Consider the following 26,694-nt stretch of genomic DNA (forward strand, 5'->3'; position numbering starts at 1 on the left):
TCACCATCCTACTTGACCCTATTATTTGATGTTCCGAATTTCGGAATGAATATTTCATTTTTAATAGATTTATCATAAATTCATAAAGCTTAAAAATCAACAGTGGATTTACAACGTTCTGAAAAAATAATCATTTTTCGATACCCTTGCCTTCAGACGTATGTTTCTGTAGCAAGGGAAGGCCCATTTCATGCGCTTAATGAATGTTTTTCTTCTTAAATCTTCCACCCGACACATCGTGAATATGACCAATCGCCAAGAAGGCAGAAGGGTCGATTTCCTCCACGATCGATTTTAATTTGGCTTCCTCCAATCGGGTAATGACACAAAAGATGACTTTTTTATCCTCGCCGGAATACCCGCCTTCTCCGCTCAAGTAGGTAATCCCTCGCCCTAATCGCGCACCTAGAGCGTCACCTATCTCGTCGGGACTGTCGCTGATGATATAAACAGATCGGGACTGCTCAAGACCGACCATCGTCAAATCAATCATTTTGTAGGCAATATAATAGGCAATCAGGGAGTACATCGCCCGATCCCACCCGAAAATAAAACCAGCGCTGCCCAGGATGAAAATGTTAAAAAACATGACGACTTCGCCTACGGAAAACGGGCTTTTCTTGGTTAAAAGAATCGCGACGATCTCGGTGCCATCTAGTGAACCTCCTGCCCGAATCACCAAACCTACCCCGATCCCCACGATAATGCCGCCAAAAACCGCAGAAAGGAGCAGATCATGTGTCAAGCTCGGTACCGGCAGCAAAAGAAAGGTACCTACAGACATCACCGCGACTCCGAATAACGTCGAGATGGCAAACGTTTTTCCGATTTGCTTATAGCCAATAATTAAAAATGGAAGATTTAAGAGAAATAAAAAGAGCCCCAACTTCAGTCCTGTCAAATGAGACAGCATAATGGAGAGTCCTGTTACCCCGCCATCGATAATGTTGTTGGGGACGAGGAAAATTTCCAGTCCGACTGATACAAGCAAAGCACCTACGAATATAATGAACGCTCTCGTGAGGATTCTTCTCTTTTTCGTCTTTTTGTGTGTCGTACCGATAACAGTACCTACCATTTGCACCATCCTTCCCCTCTTTCTATAGCTTCATCATTCCCACCAAGCGCAAAAAAAATAGCCAGCCCCGCCAAAGGGAGGCTGACTCGAAAAGCTTACTTTTACGTAGAAGAGAGCTTTATGTGGCCTTCTTTCTACTCACTTAACACTCTATGACTGTAATTTGGGGTAGAATGGCATCGATGCTCTCACGTGTGCAAAATCCTTCTGAAATCGCAGTCGAACAGCCTGCCGCCACAGCAAAACGAAAGGCGTCCTTGATTTCCCACTGGTGTGAAACTCCATACAAGAACCCTGCGACTACCGAGTCTCCAGCACCTATGGAATTGACTGCCTGTTGTTTCGGAAACTGTGCGACCAGCTCCGTCTCTGGACTCACGAACACTGCTCCGTTCCCTCCCAGAGTCACAATCACGTTGCTTGCCCCTATTTCCATCGCCTTTTTTGCGTAATGTACGGCTTCCTCGCGAGTCGAAACCTGCACTCCAAAAAGTTCTCCAAGCTCGTGCTGGTTGGGCTTGATGAAAAAAGGTCTCTCTGGCAAAGCATGGGCAAGCGCCTTTCCTTTCGCATCGAGAATCACGCGTACACCTCGCGAACGCAGGCGTTGCAAGATCGTACCGTAGAAATCTGCAGGCATGCTTGCAGGAACACTCCCTGCGAGTACAAGCACATCCCCATGCGCCAGGAGCTCGAGCTGGGCTAGGAGCTGGCCTTGGGCTTCGCTTGGGATAGAAGGCGACACGCCGCTTATGTCTGTTTCTGTCCCCGCCTTGATTTTGATATTGATTCGCGAATCTTCTGCGATCGAAAGGAGCTGGTGAACAATCCCTTCCCGCTCGAGCTCCTGGCGAATAAATGCCCCCGTAAAGCCCCCTGCAAAGCCAAGAGCTACGCTCGGCTGCCCAAGATTTCGCAGAACTTTCGAGACGTTGATCCCTTTTCCACCTGCTGATTTCCACTCTTTTTGCGCTTCGTGGATACTGTTTTGAGTCAGTGCTTGAAGCCATACATGGTAGTCGATCGAAGCATTCAAGGTAACGGTATAAATCATGCGCTCACCACTTTTCACTTGGATTATGTATCCAAACTCTATTCTTCAGGCGATTCTCTTTCTTTTATTCGCGTGAAAAATGCTTGACAAACGGAGCTCGTCCAATTTTGAACAGAACCTATTTTTTCGGATTTGTACAAACGCCCTTCCTTTTCCCTACAGGGCACATAAAATGGAATGTAACAACTTGCCCACCTACAGTTTGGAGAGAACGCTATTTTCGAAAGGAGGATTCAGCCATAGCCCTACACATCGAAAAACAGGCAGTCTCTGCTGATTCCTGCTCCTTCGATCTTTTCCTATCAGCGGAAGGTCTCTCGGGTCTCTCAGGTTCACCGCTCTACCTGGTGCTGGTTGTCGACTCCACAGCCTCTATGGGAACGATGGACATGAACAATAATACAGCCACTCGTTATCAAGTTGCAGAAGAAGCCATTCACGAGTTCCTGAACGTCATTTTTTCAGCGGAATATGCATCCATTGAGAAGCACCTTGCACTCGTCACTTTTGGAAATGGCGCGAGAGTACACGTCACGAAAGCAGATGGACAGGGTAAGTTCAGCGGTCTTGTAAACCCATCCCCTTCCACGATCTCTGCGGGTGGTATGGGTGTCGTCGAGGATTTCTATATTGGGGCCAACTCGTACGATCCCACCCAAGCCCAAACAGCTCTGCTCAACTTTCAAAGTGTCTCGAACAAAACAGAATTCTTCTATCAAGACGAGGCAAGCGTCCTTCAGATGGTCGATAACATCAGTCGCTACAGCAACACCAATGTCCAATCCGGGTTATTGCTGGCTACAGATCTATTGAACGGCGTTCCGCAAAATGCCCACAAACTAATTATATTGATTACGGATGGAGAAAGTGCAGCTTCCTCGAATTTTTATGCTTACTATAATCAAGCGAACATCCCCACGCGCATTAACTCCGCTACATTCGTCCAGGAAAACTCTCTTCTATTTGCTGTATACAATGGCATTTTTGCACAGGTAACAGATGCAGATCTCATCCAGGAAGGAATCGACCCCAGCAACTATGATCCGGCGACCTTCACCGCTTTACAGTCCGTCCGTCTTAAACTCCGTGCCTTTAGCCGAAGTAACGAGTTCTTTGAAGATGCTACATCCAGCTTGGTCATCAATCCTTTTGCGGGTGAATGGCACAACTTTGATGGGAGAAATGCGGATAATATCACTCGTGTCCCGAGCAACCCTAATTTTCTCGATCCAATCGCTCTCAATGGCTACTATTGGTCGAATGGTTTGATTGGGTTTACCGCCAATTACTTCTACTACGAGAAAAGCCCGTTCTTCGCAAAGTCTGGCGGCATTTGGCAATTTTCTCAATCGCCAACTGGCATTCCGCTCCAACCTGTCTACGTAGATCCTTTTTACTCCCAAAGTATCATTGGCCAATCCCTCAATACCGTGACGTTTGATAATTCGGATACGGAGCTAATGATCTTTGCTACGGACCAAAAAATACCTCAAACGCGTCTAATTGACTATTACGAACAAACCTCACGAAATATCTATGCCAGCAACGAAGCCAAAAAATTCATGATTGACGCGGCGGAAACGGCACGTGCGAACGGTATTGTCATTGACAGCATCGGGATTGGTTCCGCCATCTTGCTACCTGAATATCTGGATAAAGTCGCCTCTTCGGGGATCGCCTTTATCGTTCCACGAGATATTAATGATGCTCAAAACGCTCTACGTGATCAGATGCTCGAATTCACACGAGAAGTCTATACGCTTACCGAGGACATTGTCATTACTGACATGATTCCTCGTCGTCCCACTCCCTCACTACCCATTAACGACGGCACTTTCCAGCTTAGCTTAGCCTCCATCCAAGTAGCTTTCGTTCATACGCCTGACAGTCCGATTGTTTTTCAACCAGCTGAAGGACTGGTAACTGTCAATGTGGAGGAGGACCGCTATATCGTTAGTTTTTCAGTAGGAGATATCTGGTCCCCGGAAGATGCAGCCCAACAAGAAAATCGATACTACAAGGCAATCCTTTCCCTCCGAATCACGGCTAATAATGGTGTGGAATCAAGCAACGCAGTCGGCATTCCGGATATCCCAACGAATCTCGATGCCTTCGTGAGCTGGATCGAAGCTGAAACAGAACGATTCCTGCCCTATCCGCCTGTCTACGTTTACGTACCTGAGTCCTGCACGACTACACCCGTACCAACACCAGCGCCGAATAACTTGCAGCCCGAGTGCATTCATGTCCCCAAAATATATGACTGGGTGTTCCTTACGAATCAATACCGAAATAACGTGTCGATTCCAGAAAACTGCCAGGAGCTGGTAAATGAAGCTGTTTCCTCCGGTATACCTATCTCTATTTCCTGTCAGGAGACTGAGGAGCTCCCCCTATGTCGTGTCATAGGTATTCGGCGTGAAACAATCCTGGTAAATGGAACAGCGATCAGAATAGGTGTTGTGCAGTTCCTATTCAGTTCCAACCTCGAAGTGACCATTATAGGTGAAGATGCGTTTCGATGCGTTTTTGATTCAACCGTGCAGATCGAACATGAGATCGTCCTTTGCCTGCCTGAACCTCTAGATGAGCACAATATCTTTTGCCAAATCCTCGCTCTCGAATGTAGACCCATCGGGAATGTTCTGCTCGGAGGAATGGTGCCTTTGGAAGTACTGCTATGTGCAGAAATCCAGGTAGAAGTCTCTGTACACTTAGAAGTCTTAGCGAATTTCTGCTCACCTCGCTCCAATAGCCTTCCTGTCCCTTCGCCAACTCCTTTCTTTGCTTGTCTACCTTCTCTTTCTTCCTTTCGCTAATTTTATTTGAATAGGAAAAAATGCCCTCAAAACAGAGGGCATTTTTCTCAAGATGAGTGGCTTGCACAATATTTACCGATTGCTGAGCTTTTTTAACTCTATTCGCAACGTTTCTCCCCTTTGGGATAGCTCCACCCGCTTCTTCATATACATAAACCGTGATTTCTAGAACCGATCCTTTTTGGAAAGCGGTGGTGACTCTTGTCTCCCTATCCCTCTCTGGAAGAAGGGCTCATTGATCAGTTGTTCCTCACGTATGCGGGCTACAGTATTGGTACGGATGGAACGCCCCATTACCAATTTTGGGAAACGACTGATTTTCTCCCGCTCTTGACCCACGTGGATGCGCAAACAGGGTGTGTGGACGGTACGATGTTTACCGACTTCCTGTTCCTTGCCCTTGGAATTCTCAATGAGTCAGGCGAAGGGCGCTTTTTGACACGCAATGAAAAGTCTCCTGCCAATTGGGCGGAGTGGGTTCGTTACCTAGATGAGCTGTTCTTGTGTGATCGGAATCTGGACGCACTTTGCCAGGCTGTCCATCGATCCGCCCTCTCTACGACAAATGTCTGGATAGCGCTCCCCTACCCGAATCCACAGGTTTTTACCAATGACCTTTTGCGCGTACAAGCCGTCGTCGAATGGATCTGCCTGTTTCTGTCGAAGTGGGAAAGCAGTCCCCTGAAATGCTGCTTGCACCTGAAAGGATTCTATTGGCTACAGGAGAGCCTGTATGAACACGGAGGAGCTTTCGACGATCGCTTCGTCATCAAAGAGGTAAACCAACAGATTCACTCCCTCCAGGTAGACGGTTGTCAGCTGAAGTCGATCTGGATTCCTTACCAGCTCGCAAACGGCTGGAACGAATGGAGCACTTTGGGTTTTGATCTCGCTTTTCTGCAGCCCAATGCTTATTTCAATCCACAGCGAAGCATTTCAAAAGCTGCTGCCTCTGCTTACGAAAATGGCATGGGCTTCGAGATCGAGTTTGATCTGGCCGTCACGTACGATCAGGCGAAAAGAGAAAAGCTGCAGGATTACTTACGGCTTGGAGCTACAGGTGGCACGGATGAGGATGGGAGATACTTCGGCCCTTATCAGTTTGAATCTCCTCTTGCCTGGTATACGGGTGGCTGGTTTTTTGGCAAAAATGGAAGAAAGCAAGCCATGGTCAGTCTCTATCAATCGAATGATCCTCTTTATAACCAGATTTTTGCCTTTTTGAACGGATTTACGGATTGCTAGAGGTTCTTCCTTTTTCCATTCCCCGCTGTTTGGGTTATAATGGAGGGATGACACTTCGTGCGGAGGATCAAACCAGATGTTGCAAAGAGAACTGACACGGGAACAAGCAGTGCAGGCAGGCGAGCAGCTCCTCGTTTTTGCGGAAGGGCCGATCATGGAGCGTGGATACTCCTACTTTTCGGATGGCGTGGTATTCAACACCCGCGTCGAAAAGGAAACGCTATTGACCAGCGATGTACAAGGCACGCAGGTATACCATGTCGTACTGGATCTCGAGGATGTCCAGAACAGTACCTGTACCTGCCCGTACAGTCGGCTGTGCAAGCATATTGCAGCGACGTTCTTTCAGATGTATAGCGTTTTCGAAAATCCACGCCAATACCTGTCCCGTGCCCAACAGCCGCGACGAGCGAGATTTTCCCCTGCCATGCTCGTTCCTACCTTTCGAAATAGTAACCAGGTGACCGCTCAGGAAGGTACAGCAGCTGTGCAGTCCCCGCTGACGCCAGGCAGTCCTGTACGCGATTGGTGGACGTTTTTGGAAAGCTGGACACGCAACCTCCCCTCTGCGATGGAAACGTATCGGGCTTCCTCGGAGCTTATGTCCAGCTATCAAAATGTCCTGAGTGTCGCTGCTGGCTGGTCAACTGCCCGTGCGCAGCTATTTACGGTGCACGCCATCGTCTTTCACCTCCTGAAGCTGCAGGAGTTCGTCAAAACGAATCGGCAGTCGTACTGGTTCCAAGACTTATCCCAAACTGCTGAACGCTTGGTTGAGCAGCTGGAAGGCACTTTGTTTTACCTGGATGTGGAGGAGCTACACGCAAAGCATCGGGATTTACTGGAAGAGACCATGCAGATCGTCAAAAAAATGAAGAAAACAGAATCGACGGCTCTTTACTGGACCTTTGCCTACCAGCTTCTTTGGTGGCACCTGCTGCAGGTACCGGAATGGATACAAGCGGAGGTCGAGGATCTAGAACGGCTGCTTCACCATACTTCGGCCACCCCATCCGAGCAGGAAATTTACAAGCTGCTGCGTGCTCATTTTTATGTCATGGCAGGCAAGGATAAAGCTGCCAAAGAGACATGGATTGCCAACAGTAGACTCACGCTTTCCTTTTATCTGCCCTATTTGAAAATGTTCGCTCGAAATGAGGATTGGCAGCGCTTTTTGACTTGGACGGATTGGCTGCAGTCCCTCATCGGCCAAGCGGATCCCCAGAACTACCAGCTTGTGATGGCCATCTGGCAGGAAGCGATGGAGCGCGTCGGCAGGGCGAGTGAGTGCGGAGAGAGTTTGAAGCTCTTTTTGCCTAGCAGCTTCCATGAGTATTCGTCCTACTTATTTGATCAACAGCAGTTTCGGCAGTGGATCGATTTGCAGATGTCCTATCACGTGCCATTGACAGAGGTTTTGGCAACTCCATTTAAAGAAGTGGAAGACAGGCAGCCTTCTCTGCTCTTCCCTCTGTATGTACGAGAAATCAATCGGCTGATCGGCGAACGAAACCGACCAGCCTATAAAGAGGCTATCAAGCTGTTAAAGAAGGCCAGAGCTGCCTTTAGCAAAGCGGATCAGGAAGCACGCTGGGTGCAATTTGTCGAGCAACTGTCTACGAAGCACAATCGTTTGCGCGCCTTCCAGGAGGAGCTAAGGAGAGGAAATCTGAACTTATGACCATCGTCACTACGCTGGTGCTCGCCGCAGAGATTATGGCAGACGGGCGTTTTTTGATCACTGGATCTGGACCACACGGAGAACGAATCGACCCAGAGACACTCGGCAGTACCTTGTTTGCTTGGGATGAGAAATCGTTCTACGGAACCTTTCTGGAAAAAAACGAGTACGGCTTGCTCCTGAGTCCGTCCGAAGCCCTGTCCTTTTTTGCCTCTCCTGCCTGGCTGCAGCACATGACCTATGAACTCGATCATACGTTTACGTCTTATCAGGAAATGGCGCGTGTCATTCAGCAAGCACTTGCTGCTGGTGCCATCTCCCCTGATTTTGAGCAATGGAAGATGGGCCGCTACGGATGGAAAATGATCGATGCTCCCGAAGACATTTCGGGACTTTGCCGGAATTGGCTAACACTTGCCCTGGAAGAAGCGCTTCTATCACGGGGTGAGGTCGGACTCGCCTGGGATCAATTATTGACTCAGTTTCCGGCGCTTATGGTCATGGGCAGTGATCTTTCGCCACATTTGGAAGAAAAGGAATGGCTGCAATCCATCGGCTGGCTCCCGGATCTGACTCCTTTTCGTACATGTCTGCGCTTGGTGGAGGCCGAGGACAGCTTTTCGGATTGGCAGCTCTCCGTCTATCTGCAGGACCGCGAAGAACCGGACCGCCTGTTCTTAATCGAACGGGATCTTGATGCTCCACATGGCTATTCTCGCGCGGATATCCCTGAGGAATGGGTCGAGCACTGGGAGAGGTTCCTGCACGATCTTCACAAATGCCAGGAGATATTGCCTTGGGAGACTCCCTCCAGTGCGGAGCCCCTCTTGCTTTCACGCCTTTCCAATGAGCAAGCGTGGATTTTTTTGACCGCCAGCAGCTTGCTGCTTGTGCAAGCAGGCATTCATGTCTTCTTGCCTGCTTGGTGGGAACAGGCGCGCAGGGTCAGACCGAAGCTGAAAGCCAAGGTCACCTCCTCAGTCGGGGCGAGCAGACAATCGTTTTTAGGAATTTCGCAAGTGATGGAATTCGAGTGGAAGCTCGCCTTAGGTCCGATCGAGCTGAGTGAAGAAGAGTTTGAGCAGCTGATCAAGCAGAAGCAGCGGCTGCTCAAAATACGCGGACATTGGGTGCAGCTCACCCCGGATCTCTTTTTGCAGCTGCAAGAGACCTTAAAGAAATCAAAAGGCAAGAATGCCCTGACGTTTCGCGATGTCATGAAAATGCATCTGACTGCACCCGAGGAGCAGGAAGACGATTTGCTCGATGATGACGAGCTAGACGGCTATTCGCTGACGATGGAAGTCGAGTTGAATCAACACTTGCTGCAGCTCATGCACCAGCTGCAAGAGACGAAGCAAATTCCGATCCTCGAGCAACCGTCCACCTTCCGCGGCACACTGCGCAAATACCAGCTGGAAGGCAGCTCCTGGCTGCTTTTCCTGCGCCGCTTCGGACTAGGCGCTTGTTTGGCGGACGACATGGGGTTGGGGAAAACCGTACAGTTTATTACCTATTTGCTGCAGCTAAAGCAAAATGGCGTATCGGACACCCCTTCCCTCTTGATCTGTCCGACTTCGGTCATCGGCAACTGGCAAAAAGAGCTGGAGCGTTTTGCCCCTTCCCTGAAGGTCTTTGTCCATTACGGCAACAACCGTCTGAAAAAGGAAGACTTCTTGCCTGCTATTGAAGGGGCAGATCTGGTCATCACCTCCTATGCCCTGTCCCATCTGGATGACAAAGAGCTCTCCTCCATCACCTGGAATGCCATTTGTCTGGATGAGGCCCAGAACATCAAGAATGCATATACCAAGCAAGCATCGGCTGTACGTGATTTGCAGGCTTGGCATCGGATTGCTTTGACAGGCACCCCTATCGAAAACCGTTTGAGCGAGCTGTGGTCCATTTTTGACTTCCTAAACCCCGGGTATTTGGGGAGCTTGGGTGACTTCGCCCGGCGATACGTACACCCAATCGAGAGGGACCAGGATCAGAGCCTGATACAGCAAGTTCAACGACTGATTCAGCCCTTTTTGCTCCGCCGGGTGAAAACCGACCCTAGCATTCAGCTGGATCTGCCAGAAAAGAACGAGGGGAAAGAGTACGTCCCTCTCACTGCAGAACAAGGGGCGCTTTATGAAACAGCCATCCAGGAGATGTTTGCCCGGATGGAAAATACGAGTCCGATGGAGCGGCGCGGGCTCATCCTCACGACTCTCTCCCGGCTGAAGCAGCTTTGTGATCACCCTGCTCTCATCCTCAACGAAATCGCGACGAGTGAGGAAGCGAGCCGTTCCCATAAGCTAGAGCGGCTCCTGGAGCTAGTCGGGGATATCCGGCAAAAGGGCGAGCGCTGCCTGATCTTTACGCAATATATCGAGATGGGCAACATGCTGCAGCGTGTGCTGACTCGAGAGGGCTATGGTCCTGTCTTCTTTTTGAATGGATCGACCAAAAAGGAAATGCGGGACGACATGATCGCCCGCTTCCAAAATGAAGCGTTGCCTGATCAAGAGCGCGGCGCCATCTTCATCCTCTCTTTGCGTGCAGGAGGAACCGGTCTGAACTTGACCGAAGCCAACCACGTCATTCACTACGACCGTTGGTGGAATCCTGCCGTCGAGAACCAGGCAACCGACCGTGCCCATCGAATCGGCCAACGACGAAATGTGCAAGTGTATAAATTCATTTCGCTCGGAACCATCGAGGAGCGCATCGATGAGATGATGGAAAGAAAGCTCTCCCTTAGTCAACAAATCGTCGGTACAGGTGAATCCTGGATTACGGAGCTGTCGACCTCAGAGCTTCGCGAGCTGTTTGCGCTGCGCCATGAATGGCTCGATACGAAAGGATAGAGACGCGAATGGAAGACCAAAAGGACAAAAAAGGAGTGCTTCCATCCAAAGTGGACTCCTCCAAGCAGCCACCCAAATTACCGGACGCTTGGCAACGTCTGCTCGATGCCATCCGAAAGCACTACGAATCTCCCCCTCATTCATAAGTTAGAAAACTCGGCTCCGCCTAGCTTTGTGGCGGAGCCTTAGCTGCACTTATACGGGCTAGGAATCTTTTCATTCTTCCTGCACAAAAAAGGTCCGATCAAGTAACTGATCGGACCTTCTCTATGGGAAAAACGACCTCTACTGTCGTTCCTTTTTGCGGATCGCTGGAAAAATGGACATAGCCTTGGTGATACTCAATAATTTTATAACTGACCATAAGTCCGAGGCCAATGCCTTTTTCCTTTGTGCTGTAGAAAGGCTCCCCTAACCTGTTCAGACGATCTTGACTCATCCCGCAGCCTTCATCGACAATACGGATTTTCACTTTGTCGCTGCCCTCGTTGAACATGCTGACCTGAATGGTTCCTCCACCCGGCATCGCATCCATGGCATTGGACAGCAGATTGAGAAAGAGCTGCCGAATTTGACCGGGATTACAGCGTATTTTTGATGACTCCCCCTCCACCAAGTCCAGTCTCAAATCATGAAGAACCGTTGTCTCCTGAAGCTGCCCTACGACACTCACGAGTATCGTGCAAAGCTCCACTTGCTCTTCTAACAGGGAGCGCTGCCCGGATAAAAACACAAATTCTCGCAACGTGTTTTCCAGCTGTTGAAACTCCGCAAGAATAATATCAAAATACTCCTTCTTGCCGCGATCTTGCTTGAGAAGCTGGACAAACCCCTTGATGGAAGTAACGGGATTGCGAATCTCATGCGCGACTCCAGCTGCGAGCTGGCCTACTGCAGCGAGCTTGTCAATCTTGCGCAAAAATTCCTCTGCATGTACTTGAGCGGTAATATTGCGGATCAGGAAGATCATTTGCTGAACCTCCCCCTGACAATCGAAAACAGGAGAACCTTTGGCTTCGAGAATCAGCTTACTGCCATTTCGATGCTTCCCTGAGAGAATAAGCTGCTGTGGCAATTTCCATTTAATCATTTCCTCCACATGCTTCCGTACCCGCTCTTTTTCGTCTGGCAAAATAAACGTGAGCATGTGCTTGTCGTGCACTTCCTCCGGGGATATCCCCAAAATCGAGGAAACGGAAGGAGAGGTATAGGTAATCATGCCTCTTTGATCGAGGACCACGATCATATCCGACACGTTTTCCGCGATCACACGATATTTGGCTTCACTCTCGCGCAGTTTTGCTTCCGCTCTTTTTAAATCCGTAATATCGACACAGGAGGCGATGACTTCTTTGACGGCACCATTTTGAAAGATGGGACGCAGCGCTGCCAAATAAAAGACACCGTTCGTCTGACCCTCGTAGTTGATATTCTCTTCCCCATTCCAGGCTCGCTCATAGTAACGCGTTTTTCTCTCGGCCTCGAAAGCCGGCAAAAACTCTTTCAACTCTTTGCCCACGACTTGCTCGGACAAAAGTCCGGTCCGATGCATGAGCTCGCCTTCACAGAGTGTGTGGATGAACTTATCGCCTATTTTCCGAAATGTAAAAATCATGCCCTGCTGATTTTTCAAAAGATTGGCTAGTTCGCAGCGCGTGTGTCCGGCTCTCCATGGCTCCTGCACGGCTTCATTTGATAGCAACCCGTTTCCATGCTTAGCCACGATCTCTTGAGCGAGCGCCATATTCATGAGAAGCTCGTGGGCAGCGACTGGCCTTGCGATGAAAAACCCTTGTGCTGCGTCGCACATGTGCTTTTGCAAAAAGTGCAGCTGCTCTTTTGACTCGACGCCCTCTGCGACCACTTGAAGGCGTAAATTTTTCGCCATGCCAATAATGGCTGTGACCACCATCTCTTCTGCCTGATCCTGCACAAAGGATTGATCGATTTTGAGTTTGTCGATCGGATAACGCTTGAGCTGGGAGAGCGAACTATAGCCACGTCCAAAATCGTCGATGCTGATCGTAACACCGATACGCTTCAGCTGAAGCAGTATTTCCAAAGCTTGCTCGGCATCGAACGCCATATCCTCTGTCAGTTCCAGCTCCAGCCATCTCGATTCTAGTCCGCTAGCTTCTAGCGCACGCTCTACCACCGTTACCAAATCATCATGAATGAGGGAGAGCAGTGACAGATTTACGGAAACAGGGAACGGTGAAATGCCGGACTCCTGCCATTTCTTATTTTGCATACAAACTCGCTGTATGGCCCACTCTTGAATAGAAAAAAGCGTATTCGTCTGTTTGACCCCTGAAAGAAACTCTCTCGCTACCAGTAAACCCCGCCTGGGATGATTCCAGCGCAGAAAAGCCTCTGCCCCGACGATTTTTCCCGTTTTCAAGTCGATGACAGGTTGATAATGAAGTAGGAATTCCTGTCTTTCCAGAGCAAGGATGAGTTCGCTATCGTAGTCATCTGCGACACACCTTTCGTCCCTTTGCTGCCATATCTGCAAATCGGAACACTCCCTTCCTCTGATACATGCCCTACAGCACGTATGTTCCCGGAATTTTGTTTGCTGGTATTCATTTTTGGAAATTTTTATAATCTTCCTTTACTTTACTGGATGAATATATCTTCTGTCTAGTTCCATGGTCGCAGTCGTGAGAAAACTTGGGTGAGGCATGCCTCTCCCTAGTGAGGACATGCCTCGCATTCGCTGCCTTTAGGCGAAGCGGATCATTTCTGCATAAAAAAACGGCTCGATTCGACGTCGAGCCGTGGCTTTGATCCTTCGATCCTGTTTAGCTGGTGAATGCGGTGCGAGATTGTTCGAGATAGGTTCCAAACTGGGCTTGATACAGTCTGCTGTATACCCCTTCCTGATCCAGCAGCTGTTCGTGGCTGCCCTGCTCCGTAATCCCTTCTTCGGTCACAACCATGATGCGATCCGCGTTTTTGATAGTGGCTAAACGGTGCGCGATCACCAATGTCGTTCTCCCCCTCGACAATTCCGCCAGCGATTGCTGGATTGCCGCTTCCGTCTCGGTATCCAGAGCAGATGTCGCTTCATCCAGAATTAAGATCGTCGGGTTTTTCAAAAACATGCGGGCAATCGCCAGCCTTTGTTTTTGACCGCCAGACAGCTTGACTCCGCGCTCTCCGATAATCGTCTCCAACCCATCTTGCTGCGCGCGGATAAATTCATCGAGCTTGGCACGTCTGGCTGCTTCCCAAATTTCTTCCTCTGTTGCCGTTTGGTTCCCATAGATGATATTTTCCCGAATCGATCCAGAGAACAGGAATACATCCTGTTGAACGATCCCGATCTGACTGCGCAGCGACGACAGTTTGATCTTGCGAATGTCCCTTCCATCGATGGTGATACTACCGCCGTCAATTTCATAGAAACGAGGGAGCAAGCTGCACAATGTGGTTTTCCCCGCTCCAGAAGGTCCTACAAACGCAATCGTTTCCCCTGCCCGAATGTTCAAGTCGATGTTCCGTAAGATACTTGACTCCTGATCATAGCTGAAGGATACGCCTTTGTATTGGATGTCCCCTCTTAGCTTCTCGACCGTAATCGCATCCGGTGCATCCGTAATATCCGGCTCCGTTTCCATAATCTCGATGTATCGTCGAAACCCTGCAATTCCTTTTGGATAGCTTTCGATGATAGCATTGATTTTTTCCATCGGACGGAAAAACACGTTGGTCAGCAGCAGAAAAGCGACGAATTCCCCATAGGTCAGCTGATTTTGCAAGACAAACCAGCTTCCGCAGATCAAGACGAATAGCGTGACGAGCCTCATCATCATATAGCTGACAGAGGAATTTTGCGCCATGATCTTGTACGAGAGCAGCTTCGTCAAACGAAAGCGAAGATTGTTCTCGGCAAAGCGCCCATTTTCAAAAGCCTCGTTGGCAAATGCTTGGACAACGCGCATCCCGCCTACGTTGTCTTCTACGCGTGCATTAAAGTCTGCCATGTCTCCATACATGCGGTGAAAAGCAGTCGTCATTTTCCGGTTAAAGTGGATGACAAGCCAAATCATGATCGGAATCACCAAGAACGTCATGATCGCCATTTCTTCATTGATGCTAAACATCAGGAAGAATGCCCCCACCAACGTCATGATGGCAATAAACAAGTCTTCCGGCCCATGGTGCGCCACTTCTCCGATCTCCATCAAGTCGTTGGTCAATCGGGATAGCAGATGCCCTGTTTTGGTATTATCAAAGAAACGGAACGAGAGCTTTTGAATATGGTCATACAATTTTTTTCGCATGTCCGTTTCGATGTTGATCCCCAGCATGTGTCCCCAATAAGTAACTACATAGTTCATGGCTGCATTGAGTATGTACATGATCAGCAGTCCGAAGCAAGCCCACAGGATCAGCGGCCAGTCTTTGCTGGGCAGCAGCTTGTCTACGACCATATTTACCGCGACAGGAAAGCCCAATTCGAGCATCGCAGCTAGGATGGCGCATGAAAAATCAAGTAGGAACAATCCCTTATAGGGTTGATAATAGGAAAAAAAACGGCGAAGCATGCAAGCAACTCCTCTCTCTTTCAGGCATTTCTCCAATCGAAGCACCTTTGATAATCATTTTCATTATATAGGCAAGCTCGCGCAATATCGACCCTTTTCTTGGAATCCCTTTCCTAATGTCCCTTCAGAGGCACACGTCGGAAGAAGACAGGAGTGCGCATAAAAAAGGCAAAGACCACAAGGAAGTCTTTGCCCCCGAATTTATCTACCTTTTTTCCGTTTTTTATAAGCTCTCGCCAGTCTTCGGATATTGTGAAAATGCGATTTGTCTTTTAATTTCAAGAACAGGACATGGGATGGCACCTCGTGGTTGACCTCAATCAAATAGATCCGACCAGTTTTGTCTACCGCAAAATCAATTCCCAGCTCGGAGCGCCTTTTGAAGCGATCGAAATATCGGCTGATTTGATAGCCTAGCTGCACGAGCCTTCGTTTGACCTCTGCTGTTTTCGCCTGGGATAGAGACGGTGCTAATGCCGCTGCGACCGGCAAAGCATAGCCTCCTCCACGACGTACATTTGAGATGATGCTGCCTTTACCGGCGACCTTCGCGAGCATCGCTGCATACTCCCAGCTTCCCGTGGCGTTGCGCATCATCATGACGCGGATGTCAAAGCGCCGTCCGTTTACTTTCGCCAGAGGAATGGTCTTTTGAATGATATGGCGCCCTTTTCCATTCGATTTTCGAATCTTTTTGTACAGCCCCTCCACGGAACTGCTCTCCCTTTTCTTGCCTTTCACTTTTACGAAAGAGTACCTGCCATTCTTTTTCCATGCACGGATGATTCCCGTCCCCGTATGTTCCGCGTCCGGTTTGATGTATACCGAGGAATAGCGCCGTAAATATGCGGACAACGTCTTTCGTGACAGGACTGCCGTGGGTGGAAGATACCTTCCTAAGCTGGAAGAACGAGAATAAAACTTGTGAAGCGCCCACTTGGATGAGTTGTACGGCATCGAATGACCCCTTTCTCCGCTCCTGAATGAACCACCCTTCTGCTAGACAATATATCCATCCACATCTACAGTGGAACGGCAGCAACCCGATGCCGGGACACATGCCTGCGCCGTATTTTGCTCTTCGTTTATGGCTAAAGAAAAGACCCCCAGGCAACAGGCAGGAGTCATTCCCGACGGCCGTAAGGGTCCCTTTTCTATCTGCTTGTCTTATTTCCTCCCGTGCAAATCCTGATAGGCTGGAACGCCGCCTGCTCCTTTTGCGGCCAAGATTGCATTCACGACCGCTTCTGCCAGCACTTCCACGCTGAGTGCTCCAACCAGATTGACCGAGGCATCCACACCGCCTGTAGCGACAGCAAACACGGTATCCCCATCACTCATCGTATGTACGGGATTGATCGTTTTCGCCAGTCCATTATGTGCCATTTGCGCGATTTTGTTCGCTTGGACTTTATTTAAATTCGCATTGCTCGCGACAACCGCGATCGTCGTATTGGTTCCAGACGGCACTGGGGGGGGGCTGGCGTCAATCATCCAAGCCAAGCTATCCCGCAAGCTTCCATCATCGTCACGGACACCTGCCAATATCTCGCCAGTTAACGGAGAACGCACCTCGCCCACAGCATTGACAGCGACAATGGCACCGACGACCAGCCCGTTTGGCAACCGGCGGGAGGCTGAGCCTAGTCCGCCTTTCATCGCTCGTTTCATTCCTGCCATTTTCCCTACCGTGGCTCCCGTACCCGCTCCCACATTTCCTTGCTCGACCGGTTGTTTACTTGCCAGCTTTGCTGCCTCGTACCCCATTTGCTGGTCGGGACGGACCTTGGAGCTTCCGATCGACAGGTCAAAAATGACGGCAGCCGGAACGATCGGGACCACTCCCACGCCTACGTTGTAGCCTTGTCCGATCTCCTCCAGATAGCGCATCACACCGCTCGCCGCGTCCAAGCCGTATGCACTTCCGCCAGTCAAGACAACGGCGTTGACCTCCTGCACCGAATTGATCGGATTGAGCAGATCTGTCTCCCGGGTTCCCGGCGCTGAACCACGTACATCGACTCCACACGCGGACCCTTTTTCCAGGACAACGACTGTACAACCAGTCAATGCCTGCTCGTCCGATACTTGGCCGACCTTCACGCCTGGTACATCGACAATGCTTCCCGCGGACAGCTTGACTTTCTCTGCCGGCTTTTTCTCCTCAGCCATCGCGGACATCGTCAGCAAAGATCCGGGAACAGCCGCTGCCAAACCGAGCATCGCCGTTCTTTGCAAAAACTTGCGTCGTGAAACACTTTCCTTGATTTGCTCCTTTTGTCCCTCTTCCCTTTTTGAAACCGAAGCATCCCAATCACTCGCCATGTCGTACCCACCTTTTCCCAGATTTGGAGGACCGCCCATAGTTGTTTGAAGGTTCTGTCTGTTTCTTTATCATAGCGCGCATCCAGCAGTGTCACAATCACCGTGGAGCTTTTGAGCGGAAAGATGCAGTACTTTTTGCCTGTTATGCTTGTTCTCCTACGCGAAAGATGATCTTGCCGATGTTCTCATTTGCCTCCATACGTCGATGCGCCAGATGAATCTCCTCCAGCGGGAATACCGTATCGATGATCGGCTTGATCACACCGCTCTCGAACAGGGGAAGTATCTTTTGTGCGAGCTCCTGGCTTAACTCAGCTTTGTACGCATCACTGCGCGGCGTGAGCAAAGTTCCCGTAACCTGCAATCTTTTCCCCATCAGATCAGACAGGTCGACGTTTGTCTCTTTTCCCCCTAGTGTGCCGATCAAGACCAGCCTTCCGTCCATGCTCGCGCTCTGGATGTTCTTTTTCCAGTAGGCGGCTCCGATGAAATCGAGAATCAGATTGGCCCCTTTACCGTCGGTGATTCTCTCGACTTCCTGCTCAAAGGCTGCTCGTTTGTAATCGATGACATGGTCGGCACCCAGTTCTTTGCAATAGGCCAGCTTTTCCGCAGAGCCAGCTGTCACGATCACGTTTGCCTTTGATACCTGCTTGGCCAGTTGAATGGCAGCTGTTCCCACTCCGCTCGCTCCTGCATGGATCAGGACGGTCTCGCCTTCCTGCAGCTTTCCGATCCAATACAGCGTCTGATAGGCTGTCAGGAATACCTCCGGGATCGCTGCAGCTTCGATATAGCTCAGATTATCAGGAATGCGCATCGCTCGATCGGCTGGAATCACGACGTACTCCGCATAGCCTCCGCTGACCAGTCCCATGACCTTGTCGCCTGCTTGCCATGCCCCTGCCTGTTTTCCCACTTCCTCAACCACACCGGCCATTTCCACCCCGAGTCGGTTCGTCGCTTTTTTATAAGCAGACCCTCCTCCTTTTCTCGCCAAAATATCCGTACGGTTGATCGCCCCTGCTTTGACGCGGACTAGCAGTTCTCCCTCCCCTGGCGTAGGAATCGGAACCTCCCTGATTTTCAACTCTTCTGGACCACCTGGTTTTTCAACGACGACTGCCTTCATCTTTTTCCCCTCCCAATCAGGAAACGCTTTCCTTTTTCATGATCTACATTCAGTTTCCGACACGAAATACAGGCCGTCAAGTTTTTCACCCAGTTTTTGCTTATTTCACTTTGGCATAAGAATGATCGCATTTCTTTATTAGTCAGGGGGTATAAGCAGTGCTAGAATAATCAATGCGAGCATCCTGCTTTTTTACTGCAAAGGTTGTGACAGAAAGATGGATTTTTCTTGGAAACGAAACTTAGTTGTACTATGGGTTGGGGTGTTCTTTTGCAGCACAGCCTATTCCATCGCAATACCGTTCTTACCCATCTTCCTTCACAGTTCTCTCGGAGTTAATGAACACTTGGAAGCTTGGTCTGGTATTTCATTCGGCATCACTTTTCTCGCGAGTGCCTTGATCTCTCCCTATTGGGGATCTCTCGCAGACAAGTACGGCCGAAAACCGATGCTGATCCGATCTGGATATAGCCTAGCTGTGCTGTACTTTCTCACCTACTTTATCAACGACCCGTACCTGTTTGTCGTCTTGCGCATTTTTCAGGGGCTTCTGGCCGGATTTGTTCCTGCCTCTATCGCGCTGGTTGCGACAAACACACCTGAAAAACATGTTGGATATGCACTTGGAGTCATGGCGACATCCGGTGCTACTGGAGGCATCATTGGTCCCCTCGTCGGCGGCGTAGTCAGCCACATGTGGGGGAACCGGGAGGCATTTTTATTTTCCGGAGCTGTCGTGCTGATCGCGGCTCTCATCGCCACATTTCTGGTGAGGGAAACCAATCTAAACCGCTCTGGTACGCGATCGAATGTACGTGAGGATTTGCGCTCGGCTATCGCCAACAAATCGCTTATGTCGATCCTGGGCCTTAGCCTGATCGTCACGATGTCCGTCATGCTGCTTGAGCCCCTCCTCACCGTCTATGTTCTGCAACTGGGTGCTTCCCAGAAGGATGCTTCACTCAGTGCCGGTATCATTTTCGCTGCGGTCGGGATCGCAACTGTGATTGCGGCACCTCGATGGGGCAAGCTCGGAACCAAGGTGGGCTACTCCAAAATCCTGTTTATCGGTCTGATCGGCGGCGCAGTCGGCAATCTGCTGCAGTTCTTTTTCACCAATCTGTATGGGTTCGGAGTGTTGCGCTTCGGGTACGGCTTGTTCTTCGCGGCCGTTTACCCGTCCATCAACGCGATGATCGTCAAAGTGACGGACCCCGAGTTTCGCGGGAGAGCATTCAGCCTCAACCAGTCCTCTACACAGATTGCGACAATGCTGGGTCCCGTGATCGGTGGTTTTCTCGGCGGAGTCATCCCGATTCGTGTCGTGTTCATCATCAACGGTATCGCTCTCTTGGCGACCGCGATCCTGATTCGATCGAAAAGGCCGGATGAAGCCTATCAGAAACAAAAACAGCAAGCTACAGAAGCGAAGCTTGCGACGAAGTAAAAACTCGAAACGAAACGGGACCTTTTTGGGGGTCCCTTTTTGTTTCGAGTCAAGCACACTCCGCTTATGCTTCGTGGGCAGACGTATCTGTGGATAGGCCATTTTTGCTCATCACTTTCTTCGCTTGATGATTCGGCAAAAAGAAAGCGGCTACAAAAACAAGTACCGCGATAGCAATGACGATGTAGCTCATCCAGTTCAAAGAGATAATCATGCCATCGATTTTCGCTGCATTCAACAAGTCCTGAAACTGAATTCCCAGCGTGTTCAAATGGTTCACTAGCTCGGAATCAATTTGCTCCCCAGCCACATTTCCTGCCTCTTCTACCTTCCCCATCAGACTATCGCTGACTCCTGCTTGCTTTGCCTGTCCGAGTAAGGCAGCTCCCAACGAAGAAACGGAGATGGTTCCGAACAGTGCTAAAAAAGTAGTCTGTCCAGTGGGGTTACCCAAATCGCGTATCATCGTATAGGTTCCTGAGCCCGTGCTAAGTTTGTCAGTCGACACTTCTGCCAATGCCATCTTAATGCATGCGGGGGACATGGTAAGGAAAGCTGCTACCAGGATAATCACCGTCATTGCAACATACCAAAAGGGTGTACTTGCCGTATAGGTTGAATAGATGATCGATCCAATCACAAACAGCGCCGAGCTGGATATAATCACCTTTTTCATGGGGAACTCATCCACCAATTTTCCTCCAACCAGTCCAAATAGAGCACCTGTCAGGTAGACGTACATAGTTAGCATACCGGCAAGTTCCGGTCCGCCACCAGCTTTTGAGCTGACGAAGAATGCATTGGTATAGAGGACGCCTTGGTAGCAGATCCCGAGGAAAAAGGTTAGCAGCAGAGGTAAAATGAACATACGGTTTTTCAGGAGAGAAAGATCGATAAAGGGAAATTCACTCTTCTTTTCCACGCCCCAAAAGATCGTTGCAAAAACGAGTCCTGCTAGAAGAGTGACAATGGTATACGGAGATTTGAGTCCAAGATTAGCGATAAGGGTAGTAACAGAGAGAAGAGTTCCAACGGTGAGTAAAAGAAAAATAGATCCGAGATAATCGAAAGGCTTTCTTTGATTTCGTGGAGTTTCAGGTACAGTCAGCTTGACCAAAACAATTCCTACTAGCGATAGGGTTCCACTCACCAAATAGATCGTTTGCCACCCGAATTTGCCAATAAGAAAGCCTCCAATCAGCCCGCCTGCTGCAGCTCCGAGTGTACCAACCGCAGATAAAACACCGAGGGCCATCCCTCTCCTCTCGTTAGGAAATAGATAAGTAGCATAGGCAATGCCAGCTGGGACCACACACGCAGCACCGATGCCTTGAAAGACGCGTGCTATCAAAAACATCGTGAAATTCACACTCATCGCAGCCAAATATTCACTAATTGTAAAAACAACAAGTCCTGTCAAGATGATCCTTCTTCTTCCGATCTGGTCTGCAATGTTCCCAAAAACCGGTGCAAAAACGGTATGGCCCAAGTAATAAAAGAGGCTAATTAAACCAGAGATCGCTACTGGAATGCCAAATTCTTTTGTAAGGGTAGGCAAGGCTGGAATCTGAAAAGCCATTGCTTCTATGACAGTAAACGTTCCAAACAAAAGTCCGAGAAATGCGACCCACGGGGATTTGACCGACATATACCTTCCTCCTTCAATGATGATAGAAGAGCATCCTTCTGCGATTAGATTTCACAGCCAACCCACTCACAGAAGGATGGGACCGCAAAGCTTGTTTAGGTAAATCTATAAGTCGTCCTACCGACCTATCCAGTTCGGTTTCCGTTTTTCTGCAAATGCTCGTGTTCCTTCTTTTGCATCTTCCCAGCTCAAAACTTCACTGGATAGCTTTTCATTTATCTCCCATGCACGCGGCGGGTGATCCAGGGAAACATCGAGCCCCTGATAAATGATCTCTTTACTTGTCCGAACCGCTAAAGGCGCATTCTCGCAAATTTTTAGCGCCAATTCGATCGCAGCCGGTACAACTTGATCATGCGGAACTACTCGATTAATCAGCCCCCATCGCAACGCATCAGTTGCAGTCATGGATTCTCCCGTTACGATGGCTTCTACGGCAATTTTTAGAGGTATCTGTCTGGGAAGACGCAAGAGCCCACCAGCTGCTGCCAGGATTCCACGTTTCACCTCTGGCAATCCAAAGGTCGCTAGCTCCGAAGCTACTACAAGGTCGCAGGAAAGGGCGATTTCCGTTCCTCCTCCCAGAGCGAATCCATTCACAGCAGCAATGATCGGTTTATTCACAAAATGCTGGGTAATTCCAGCGAAGCCCCATTTTTCCCCTCCTTCTGGAACGAGTGACCTACCCGCAGCGACCTCCTTTAAATCGGCACCCGCACAAAAGGAACGGTTACCTGCTCCAGTTATGACAGCGACCCATAATTCCGGATCGTTTGCAAATTCCTCCAAAGCGTTTCCCATTTCCCACCATACTTGCGAGTTAATCGCGTTCATTGCCTGGGGGCGGTTTATCGTAAGAAGCGCTACACGGCCTTTCTTCTCAAATAACACTGTCTCAAAATTCATGTGTACCCCCTTTATAAATCTGAATATTCAGTCTTTTATTCTTCTACTATCAGCAAGCCATCCAGCGCAACTACACCTTCACCTGACGGACGGATAATCAATGGATTGATTTCGAGACCGGTCCATTTGTCCCCCATTGACACGGCTATCTGTGATAGTTGGGATAGAGCCTTTGCGAAAGCACTCACATCATAGCGAAGCCCCTTTCGTATCCCGGTGAATATTGGATAACACTTCAATTCTTGAATCATTTCCAATGCGTCTTCTTCGCTGATCGGAGCGGGTCGTTGGGCAATGTCCTTTAAAACCTCGACATAGATGCCGCCTAAGCCACAAATCATGATGGGTCCCATGACTGGATCACGCTTTATTCCGACGAACGCTTCCAGGAAGGGGCCTTCCACTTGCTCCTCAACCAAGACACCCTCGATTAAAGCCTCCGGACAATTCTCCCTTACTTGAGCTAGGATGGAATCATACGCACTTGCTAATGCACGCTCATCGTTTATGGATAGAACGACACCGCCTGCGTCACTTTTGTGTGTGATTTGGCGAGAAACAATTTTTGCTGCGACAGGGTACTTTAGCTCCTTGACCTTTTCCAGGAGCTCATCTCTTTTGGTCACGGTTACATGCTTGGGAACCGGAACCCCGAAGCTTTGCAGGATTTGCTTTACCTCTGGTTCCGTAAGAACGGATACATCGTTGATTTCAATTGGCACCAGTTCAAGAGCAGCTGCGGTTTGTTCGATTTCAAGCTCTTTTTGCCGCAGAGAGCGATGGTATCTTTCTTCGTAAGAAACCAGTTGTTTTGCTGCAATCCCAGCACTTTTCAAAGATGAATATTGAGGAACGTAGCCTCGATTCAAGATTCGCTTCACTGTACCGAAATGTTGCTCAGGACCAGTGATTGCGACAATGATTGGCTTGGTAGTGCTGCCAGCAACTTCTACAATTTCGTTGGCCATTTTTTCTCCCAATGGACCTATTTGTGGGAGATGGACAATCACGATATCCACTTCTTCCGCTGCAGCCAAGGTCTCGATGCAATGCTTGTACAGTCGCTGGTCACCTGTATAGGTAGAAGCAATGTCAACGGGGTTCGTCAAAGAGCAATAGCTAGGGACGATTTCGGCAAGCCGATGCTTCGTGGATTCTTCCAGCACAGCCATCTCGAGGCCCAGCTCCGTAACCGTATCCGCAAGCATAATTCCTGCAGCACCTGAGATGACTAATGTAGCCACCCGCTTCCCGGCAGGGCGTTTGCCACTCCGAAATACTTTTAGCGCATTGATCATCTCTTCGATTTCTTCCACGACCGTAACACCCAATTGTTCTACAACCGTTTTAAAGCTTTGGTTGGATCCGGTCATGGAAGCAGTATGAGAGAGTGCAGCCTTCATTCCTGCATCAGAACGGCCCGCTTTTAAAGCCACAATTGGTTTTCTGGCGGCTAGTGCTTTTTTGGCCGATTGCTTCAGCTTTTCTCCATTCGGGACTGCTTCCATATAAAGACTGATAACTTTTGTGGACGCATCTTCAATGGCAATCTCCAAAAAATCATTGGTGTTCAGGTCCATTTGGTTGCCTGTCGTAAACATATAAGAGAATCCAATCTCTTCGTCCCCAGCTGTTGAGACAAAAGTCATCCCCGTTGCACCACTTTGCGAAATAACCGCAATCTCCCCTATCGGTGTCGGTGCTAAGGATGACACCGGAATAAAGCTGTGAAGTACCTTATTTTGGTTATTATAGATTCCAAGTGCGTTGGGGCCGACCACCCGAATGTCATTTGCTTTGCACAGTTCCATGATCTCGTTCTGTTTACTCCGACCACTCTCTCCCGTCTCAGCAAATCCGGAACTAAAGATGACCAGAAACTTGACTTTTTTCTCGATGCATTCGCGTATCGTACCTTCTACCAAATGACTTGCGACCGCCACGATCACAACATCGATCGGACTGTCAATGGCCAGTAAGGAAGGGTAGCAGGGAAATCCGACCACTTCCTCATATCGAGGGTTCACCCCGTAAACTTTTCCACGAAAATCAATATCTGCAAAGTTTTTAATCGCTGTATGTCCGATACTGCCTGGTGTATTGGAAGCGCCGACAACAGCGACAGACTCTGGAGATAGTAAAGGTTTATACGGATGATGAATCATGGTTCAACTCCTCCTTTGTAGCCTCATGCGTGATTATGCTAAATGGGTCGAAAAAATGGAAATGTGGTTCCATTCACCTTTTGAAAAACAACCTCAACTGCTTGATTGATTTGTACCGTTGAAGGATCTACGCCAACCACATGGGATGCCATCGAGACCCCTTCTTCCAGCTCAATGATAGCCACCGCAAAAGGAGTGCTGTTCGCCCATAATGGGTGCCCGGTTTTGAATACCTGCGAGTAGGTTAAGATTCTTCCTTTTCCACTTGCCTTCACATATTCAAGCTCCCCCATATCATGCGGGCAATACTGTCTAGGGTAGAAAACATACTTCTCGCATTCCTTGCACTTTTGGATTCGCAATTCTGACTGGGCGAGGCCATCCATGTATTCTTTTGCTTCTCCTCTTTCAACAAAACCGAACTTCATCGCCTATCCCCTCCTTAATACCAATGTACATTCTGTAGAGAAGAAGCCTCCATTGCCATTAACGATCCCGATTTCAGCATCAGGTATTTGTCTTTCACCTGCTCTTCCCATCAGCTGCTTGACAACTTCGATCGCATTTACCATGCCCCCAGCATCCCCAGGTTGGCCGACGGAAAGCTGCCCACCACTTGTGTTGACAGGAAAATCTCCTTTAAAAGTGAGATCATGCTCCAGGACAAAACGGCCCCCTTCCCCTTTCTTGCAAAAGCCCATATCCTCGATAGTCAGTAGAACAGCAATCGTATAACAATCGTAAAAACCGCAAACATCCACGTCTTTTGTTGAGATACCTGCCATTTGAAACGCAATTTCAGAGGATTTCTTGATCGGGGTCGTCACGCCGTTATGGAAGAGCTGCGATTGTGAAATTAAAAAGTGACCGTTGTAAAAGCCAGCGCCGTCAATGTAAACCGGATGGGGTGTGAGCTTTTTCGCGTCTTCCGAAGGGCTCACGATAAAAGCTAGCGCTCCCTCACACGGGGAAACGATTTCATACAAATGGAAGGGAGAACTGATAACAGGTGATTGCAGAACGTCTTCTACGGTGAGAGCTTTTTTGCCGAAAAGAGAATTCTCGTAAAAGCTGGCATTATATCTTTGGTCAACCGCTATTTTCGCTCTATGCTCATCCGTTGTTCCATATAAATGATGATGCAAGTTTGCTGCCATGGCATAGGCTACATTGGCATCGATTCCGAAGGGGACATCGTAGTCCTCCATCAGGGGAATCGACTCGTTTGACCGATGCTGTAAAAAGTTCAAATCGGAGCCAACGACCAGGATGTTTCTGGCTGTTCCTGCTGTGATCGCCTCCGCGGCCTGTTTCAGAGCGTATGCCCCGGATGCCCCATACACGGATACTTCATCACTGTACGTCGGCTTTATGCCGAGAAATTCTGCTAGAGGCAAATTCAATCGACTATTGGCGGATAAAGGGCTCAACGTAATGATGCCATCAATGTCTGACAAGGAAAGACCAGCATCTTTAATAGCCGCAACAGAAGCCTCACTTGCCAATTGAAGAATGTTTTTTGTGCCGGAATTTTTATGAAAGATGGTTTCCCCGATCCCTGTAATTGCTGCCTTACTCCTTAGACTCATGGTACGATCCTCCTCTTGCAAGCCTTTGTAAAACGCTTACATATTTCTATTTCTAAAGCTCCTCAGATTCTCTCTCCCTCCCTTGTACCTTTCAAACGCGCATTTTTCAGATTATTTATACTGTGTTGAATATGCGTGTTCTTGTAGTTTATTATAGTGATAGTCAAAATCGCCGCAATAATCAAAAAAGCGGGTTC

At 49.1% G+C, this 26,694-nt stretch carries 17 protein-coding genes; 5 read left to right on the forward strand and 12 right to left on the reverse strand.

Going from position 1 to position 26,694, the window contains the following annotated elements:
- Window positions 1–196: 196 nt before the first annotated feature.
- A complete protein-coding gene (locus EDM59_RS06740; protein ID WP_122923404.1) occupies window positions 197–1,078 on the reverse strand; it encodes a YitT family protein in 882 nt (293 codons plus the stop codon).
- Between the two features lie 142 nt (window positions 1,079–1,220).
- A complete protein-coding gene (gene pfkB, locus EDM59_RS06745) occupies window positions 1,221–2,132 on the reverse strand; it encodes a 1-phosphofructokinase (protein WP_122922895.1) in 912 nt (303 codons plus the stop codon).
- A 107-nt stretch (window positions 2,133–2,239) separates the two neighbouring features.
- Here pfkB and EDM59_RS06750 point away from each other — a divergent pair, with 107 nt between their 5' ends.
- The 4 genes from EDM59_RS06750 (at window position 2,240) to EDM59_RS06765 (ending at window position 10,732) form a co-directional block, all read left to right on the forward strand.
- The gene (locus tag EDM59_RS06750) at window positions 2,240–4,951 is read left to right on the forward strand and encodes a BMQ_0737 family morphogenetic spore coat protein (protein WP_148040825.1); all 2,712 of its coding nucleotides are present in this window, start codon (window positions 2,240–2,242) and stop codon (window positions 4,949–4,951) included.
- Between the two features lie 201 nt (window positions 4,952–5,152).
- Window positions 5,153–6,196 carry a DUF4855 domain-containing protein gene (locus tag EDM59_RS06755; RefSeq protein ID WP_122922897.1) on the forward strand — a complete coding sequence of 348 codons (1,044 nt, stop codon included), beginning with the start codon at window positions 5,153–5,155 and terminating at the stop codon, window positions 6,194–6,196.
- A gap of 76 nt (window positions 6,197–6,272) precedes the next feature.
- Entirely contained in the window at window positions 6,273–7,877 is a 1,605-nt protein-coding gene (locus EDM59_RS06760) for an SWIM zinc finger family protein (RefSeq protein WP_122922898.1), read from the forward strand.
- A complete protein-coding gene (locus tag EDM59_RS06765; protein WP_122922899.1) occupies window positions 7,874–10,732 on the forward strand; it encodes a DEAD/DEAH box helicase in 2,859 nt (952 codons plus the stop codon). Before EDM59_RS06760 ends, EDM59_RS06765 begins: the two co-directional genes overlap by 4 nt.
- A gap of 244 nt (window positions 10,733–10,976) precedes the next feature.
- Here the strand turns inward: EDM59_RS06765 and EDM59_RS06770 are convergent, their stop codons facing one another.
- From EDM59_RS06770 to EDM59_RS06790, 5 genes are all read right to left on the reverse strand, one after another.
- Complete coding sequence (locus EDM59_RS06770; RefSeq protein ID WP_246010922.1) at window positions 10,977–13,247, reverse strand: EAL domain-containing protein; 2,271 nt, start codon at window positions 13,245–13,247, stop codon at window positions 10,977–10,979.
- 289 nt (window positions 13,248–13,536) lie between these two features.
- Window positions 13,537–15,285: an ABC transporter ATP-binding protein gene (locus tag EDM59_RS06775; RefSeq protein ID WP_122922900.1), complete on the reverse strand. Its 1,749-nt coding sequence runs from the start codon at window positions 15,283–15,285 to the stop codon at window positions 13,537–13,539.
- A gap of 201 nt (window positions 15,286–15,486) precedes the next feature.
- Window positions 15,487–16,242 (reverse strand): YheC/YheD family protein, encoded by a 756-nt coding sequence (locus EDM59_RS06780; protein WP_122922901.1) that lies wholly within the window; start codon window positions 16,240–16,242, stop codon window positions 15,487–15,489.
- Window positions 16,243–16,452: 210 nt separating this feature from the next.
- A complete protein-coding gene (locus EDM59_RS06785) occupies window positions 16,453–17,457 on the reverse strand; it encodes a P1 family peptidase (RefSeq protein ID WP_221176046.1) in 1,005 nt (334 codons plus the stop codon).
- 295 nt (window positions 17,458–17,752) lie between these two features.
- Entirely contained in the window at window positions 17,753–18,742 is a 990-nt protein-coding gene (locus tag EDM59_RS06790) for an NAD(P)H-quinone oxidoreductase (RefSeq protein WP_122922903.1), read from the reverse strand.
- A 217-nt stretch (window positions 18,743–18,959) separates the two neighbouring features.
- Between EDM59_RS06790 and EDM59_RS06795 the strand changes: the two genes are divergently transcribed.
- Window positions 18,960–20,189 carry an MFS transporter gene (locus tag EDM59_RS06795; RefSeq protein WP_122922904.1) on the forward strand — a complete coding sequence of 410 codons (1,230 nt, stop codon included), beginning with the start codon at window positions 18,960–18,962 and terminating at the stop codon, window positions 20,187–20,189.
- A gap of 64 nt (window positions 20,190–20,253) precedes the next feature.
- On the opposite strand, the gene EDM59_RS06800 is transcribed toward EDM59_RS06795, so the two are convergent.
- The 5 genes from EDM59_RS06800 to EDM59_RS06820 form a co-directional block, all read right to left on the reverse strand.
- Entirely contained in the window at window positions 20,254–21,837 is a 1,584-nt protein-coding gene (locus tag EDM59_RS06800; RefSeq protein WP_122922905.1) for an MFS transporter, read from the reverse strand.
- Window positions 21,838–21,954: 117 nt separating this feature from the next.
- Window positions 21,955–22,743, reverse strand: a complete 789-nt coding sequence (locus EDM59_RS06805) for a crotonase/enoyl-CoA hydratase family protein (RefSeq protein ID WP_122922906.1) — start codon at window positions 22,741–22,743, stop codon at window positions 21,955–21,957.
- 35 nt (window positions 22,744–22,778) lie between these two features.
- The gene (locus tag EDM59_RS06810; protein ID WP_122922907.1) at window positions 22,779–24,908 is read right to left on the reverse strand and encodes an acetate--CoA ligase family protein; all 2,130 of its coding nucleotides are present in this window, start codon (window positions 24,906–24,908) and stop codon (window positions 22,779–22,781) included.
- A 38-nt stretch (window positions 24,909–24,946) separates the two neighbouring features.
- Entirely contained in the window at window positions 24,947–25,336 is a 390-nt protein-coding gene (locus tag EDM59_RS06815) for a Zn-ribbon domain-containing OB-fold protein (RefSeq protein ID WP_122922908.1), read from the reverse strand.
- 3 nt (window positions 25,337–25,339) lie between these two features.
- Window positions 25,340–26,497 carry a thiolase family protein gene (locus EDM59_RS06820; RefSeq protein WP_122922909.1) on the reverse strand — a complete coding sequence of 386 codons (1,158 nt, stop codon included), beginning with the start codon at window positions 26,495–26,497 and terminating at the stop codon, window positions 25,340–25,342.
- Between the last annotated feature and the right edge of the window lie 197 nt (window positions 26,498–26,694).

Origin of the sequence: Brevibacillus nitrificans (assembly GCF_003710965.1) — a bacterium.
In the GTDB taxonomy this organism is placed as follows: domain Bacteria; phylum Bacillota; class Bacilli; order Brevibacillales; family Brevibacillaceae; genus Brevibacillus; species Brevibacillus centrosporus.

What these genes read in the sequence shown, in the direction of transcription:
- EDM59_RS06785 (WP_221176046.1), bottom strand. Translation starts at nt 17,457, where the DNA reads ATGGCTGAGGAGAAAAAGCCGGCAGAGAAAGTCAAGCTGTCCGCGGGA.
- EDM59_RS06740 (WP_122923404.1), bottom strand. Translation starts at nt 1,078, where the DNA reads ATGGTAGGTACTGTTATCGGTACGACACACAAAAAGACGAAAAAGAGA.
- EDM59_RS06795 (WP_122922904.1), top strand. Translation starts at nt 18,960, where the DNA reads ATGGATTTTTCTTGGAAACGAAACTTAGTTGTACTATGGGTTGGGGTG.
- pfkB (WP_122922895.1), bottom strand. Translation starts at nt 2,132, where the DNA reads ATGATTTATACCGTTACCTTGAATGCTTCGATCGACTACCATGTATGG.
- EDM59_RS06800 (WP_122922905.1), bottom strand. Translation starts at nt 21,837, where the DNA reads ATGTCGGTCAAATCCCCGTGGGTCGCATTTCTCGGACTTTTGTTTGGA.
- EDM59_RS06815 (WP_122922908.1), bottom strand. Translation starts at nt 25,336, where the DNA reads ATGAAGTTCGGTTTTGTTGAAAGAGGAGAAGCAAAAGAATACATGGAT.
- EDM59_RS06780 (WP_122922901.1), bottom strand. Translation starts at nt 16,242, where the DNA reads ATGCCGTACAACTCATCCAAGTGGGCGCTTCACAAGTTTTATTCTCGT.
- EDM59_RS06775 (WP_122922900.1), bottom strand. Translation starts at nt 15,285, where the DNA reads ATGCTTCGCCGTTTTTTTTCCTATTATCAACCCTATAAGGGATTGTTC.
- EDM59_RS06805 (WP_122922906.1), bottom strand. Translation starts at nt 22,743, where the DNA reads ATGAATTTTGAGACAGTGTTATTTGAGAAGAAAGGCCGTGTAGCGCTT.
- EDM59_RS06810 (WP_122922907.1), bottom strand. Translation starts at nt 24,908, where the DNA reads ATGATTCATCATCCGTATAAACCTTTACTATCTCCAGAGTCTGTCGCT.
- EDM59_RS06760 (WP_122922898.1), top strand. Translation starts at nt 6,273, where the DNA reads ATGTTGCAAAGAGAACTGACACGGGAACAAGCAGTGCAGGCAGGCGAG.
- EDM59_RS06790 (WP_122922903.1), bottom strand. Translation starts at nt 18,742, where the DNA reads ATGAAGGCAGTCGTCGTTGAAAAACCAGGTGGTCCAGAAGAGTTGAAA.
- EDM59_RS06820 (WP_122922909.1), bottom strand. Translation starts at nt 26,497, where the DNA reads ATGAGTCTAAGGAGTAAGGCAGCAATTACAGGGATCGGGGAAACCATC.
- EDM59_RS06765 (WP_122922899.1), top strand. Translation starts at nt 7,874, where the DNA reads ATGACCATCGTCACTACGCTGGTGCTCGCCGCAGAGATTATGGCAGAC.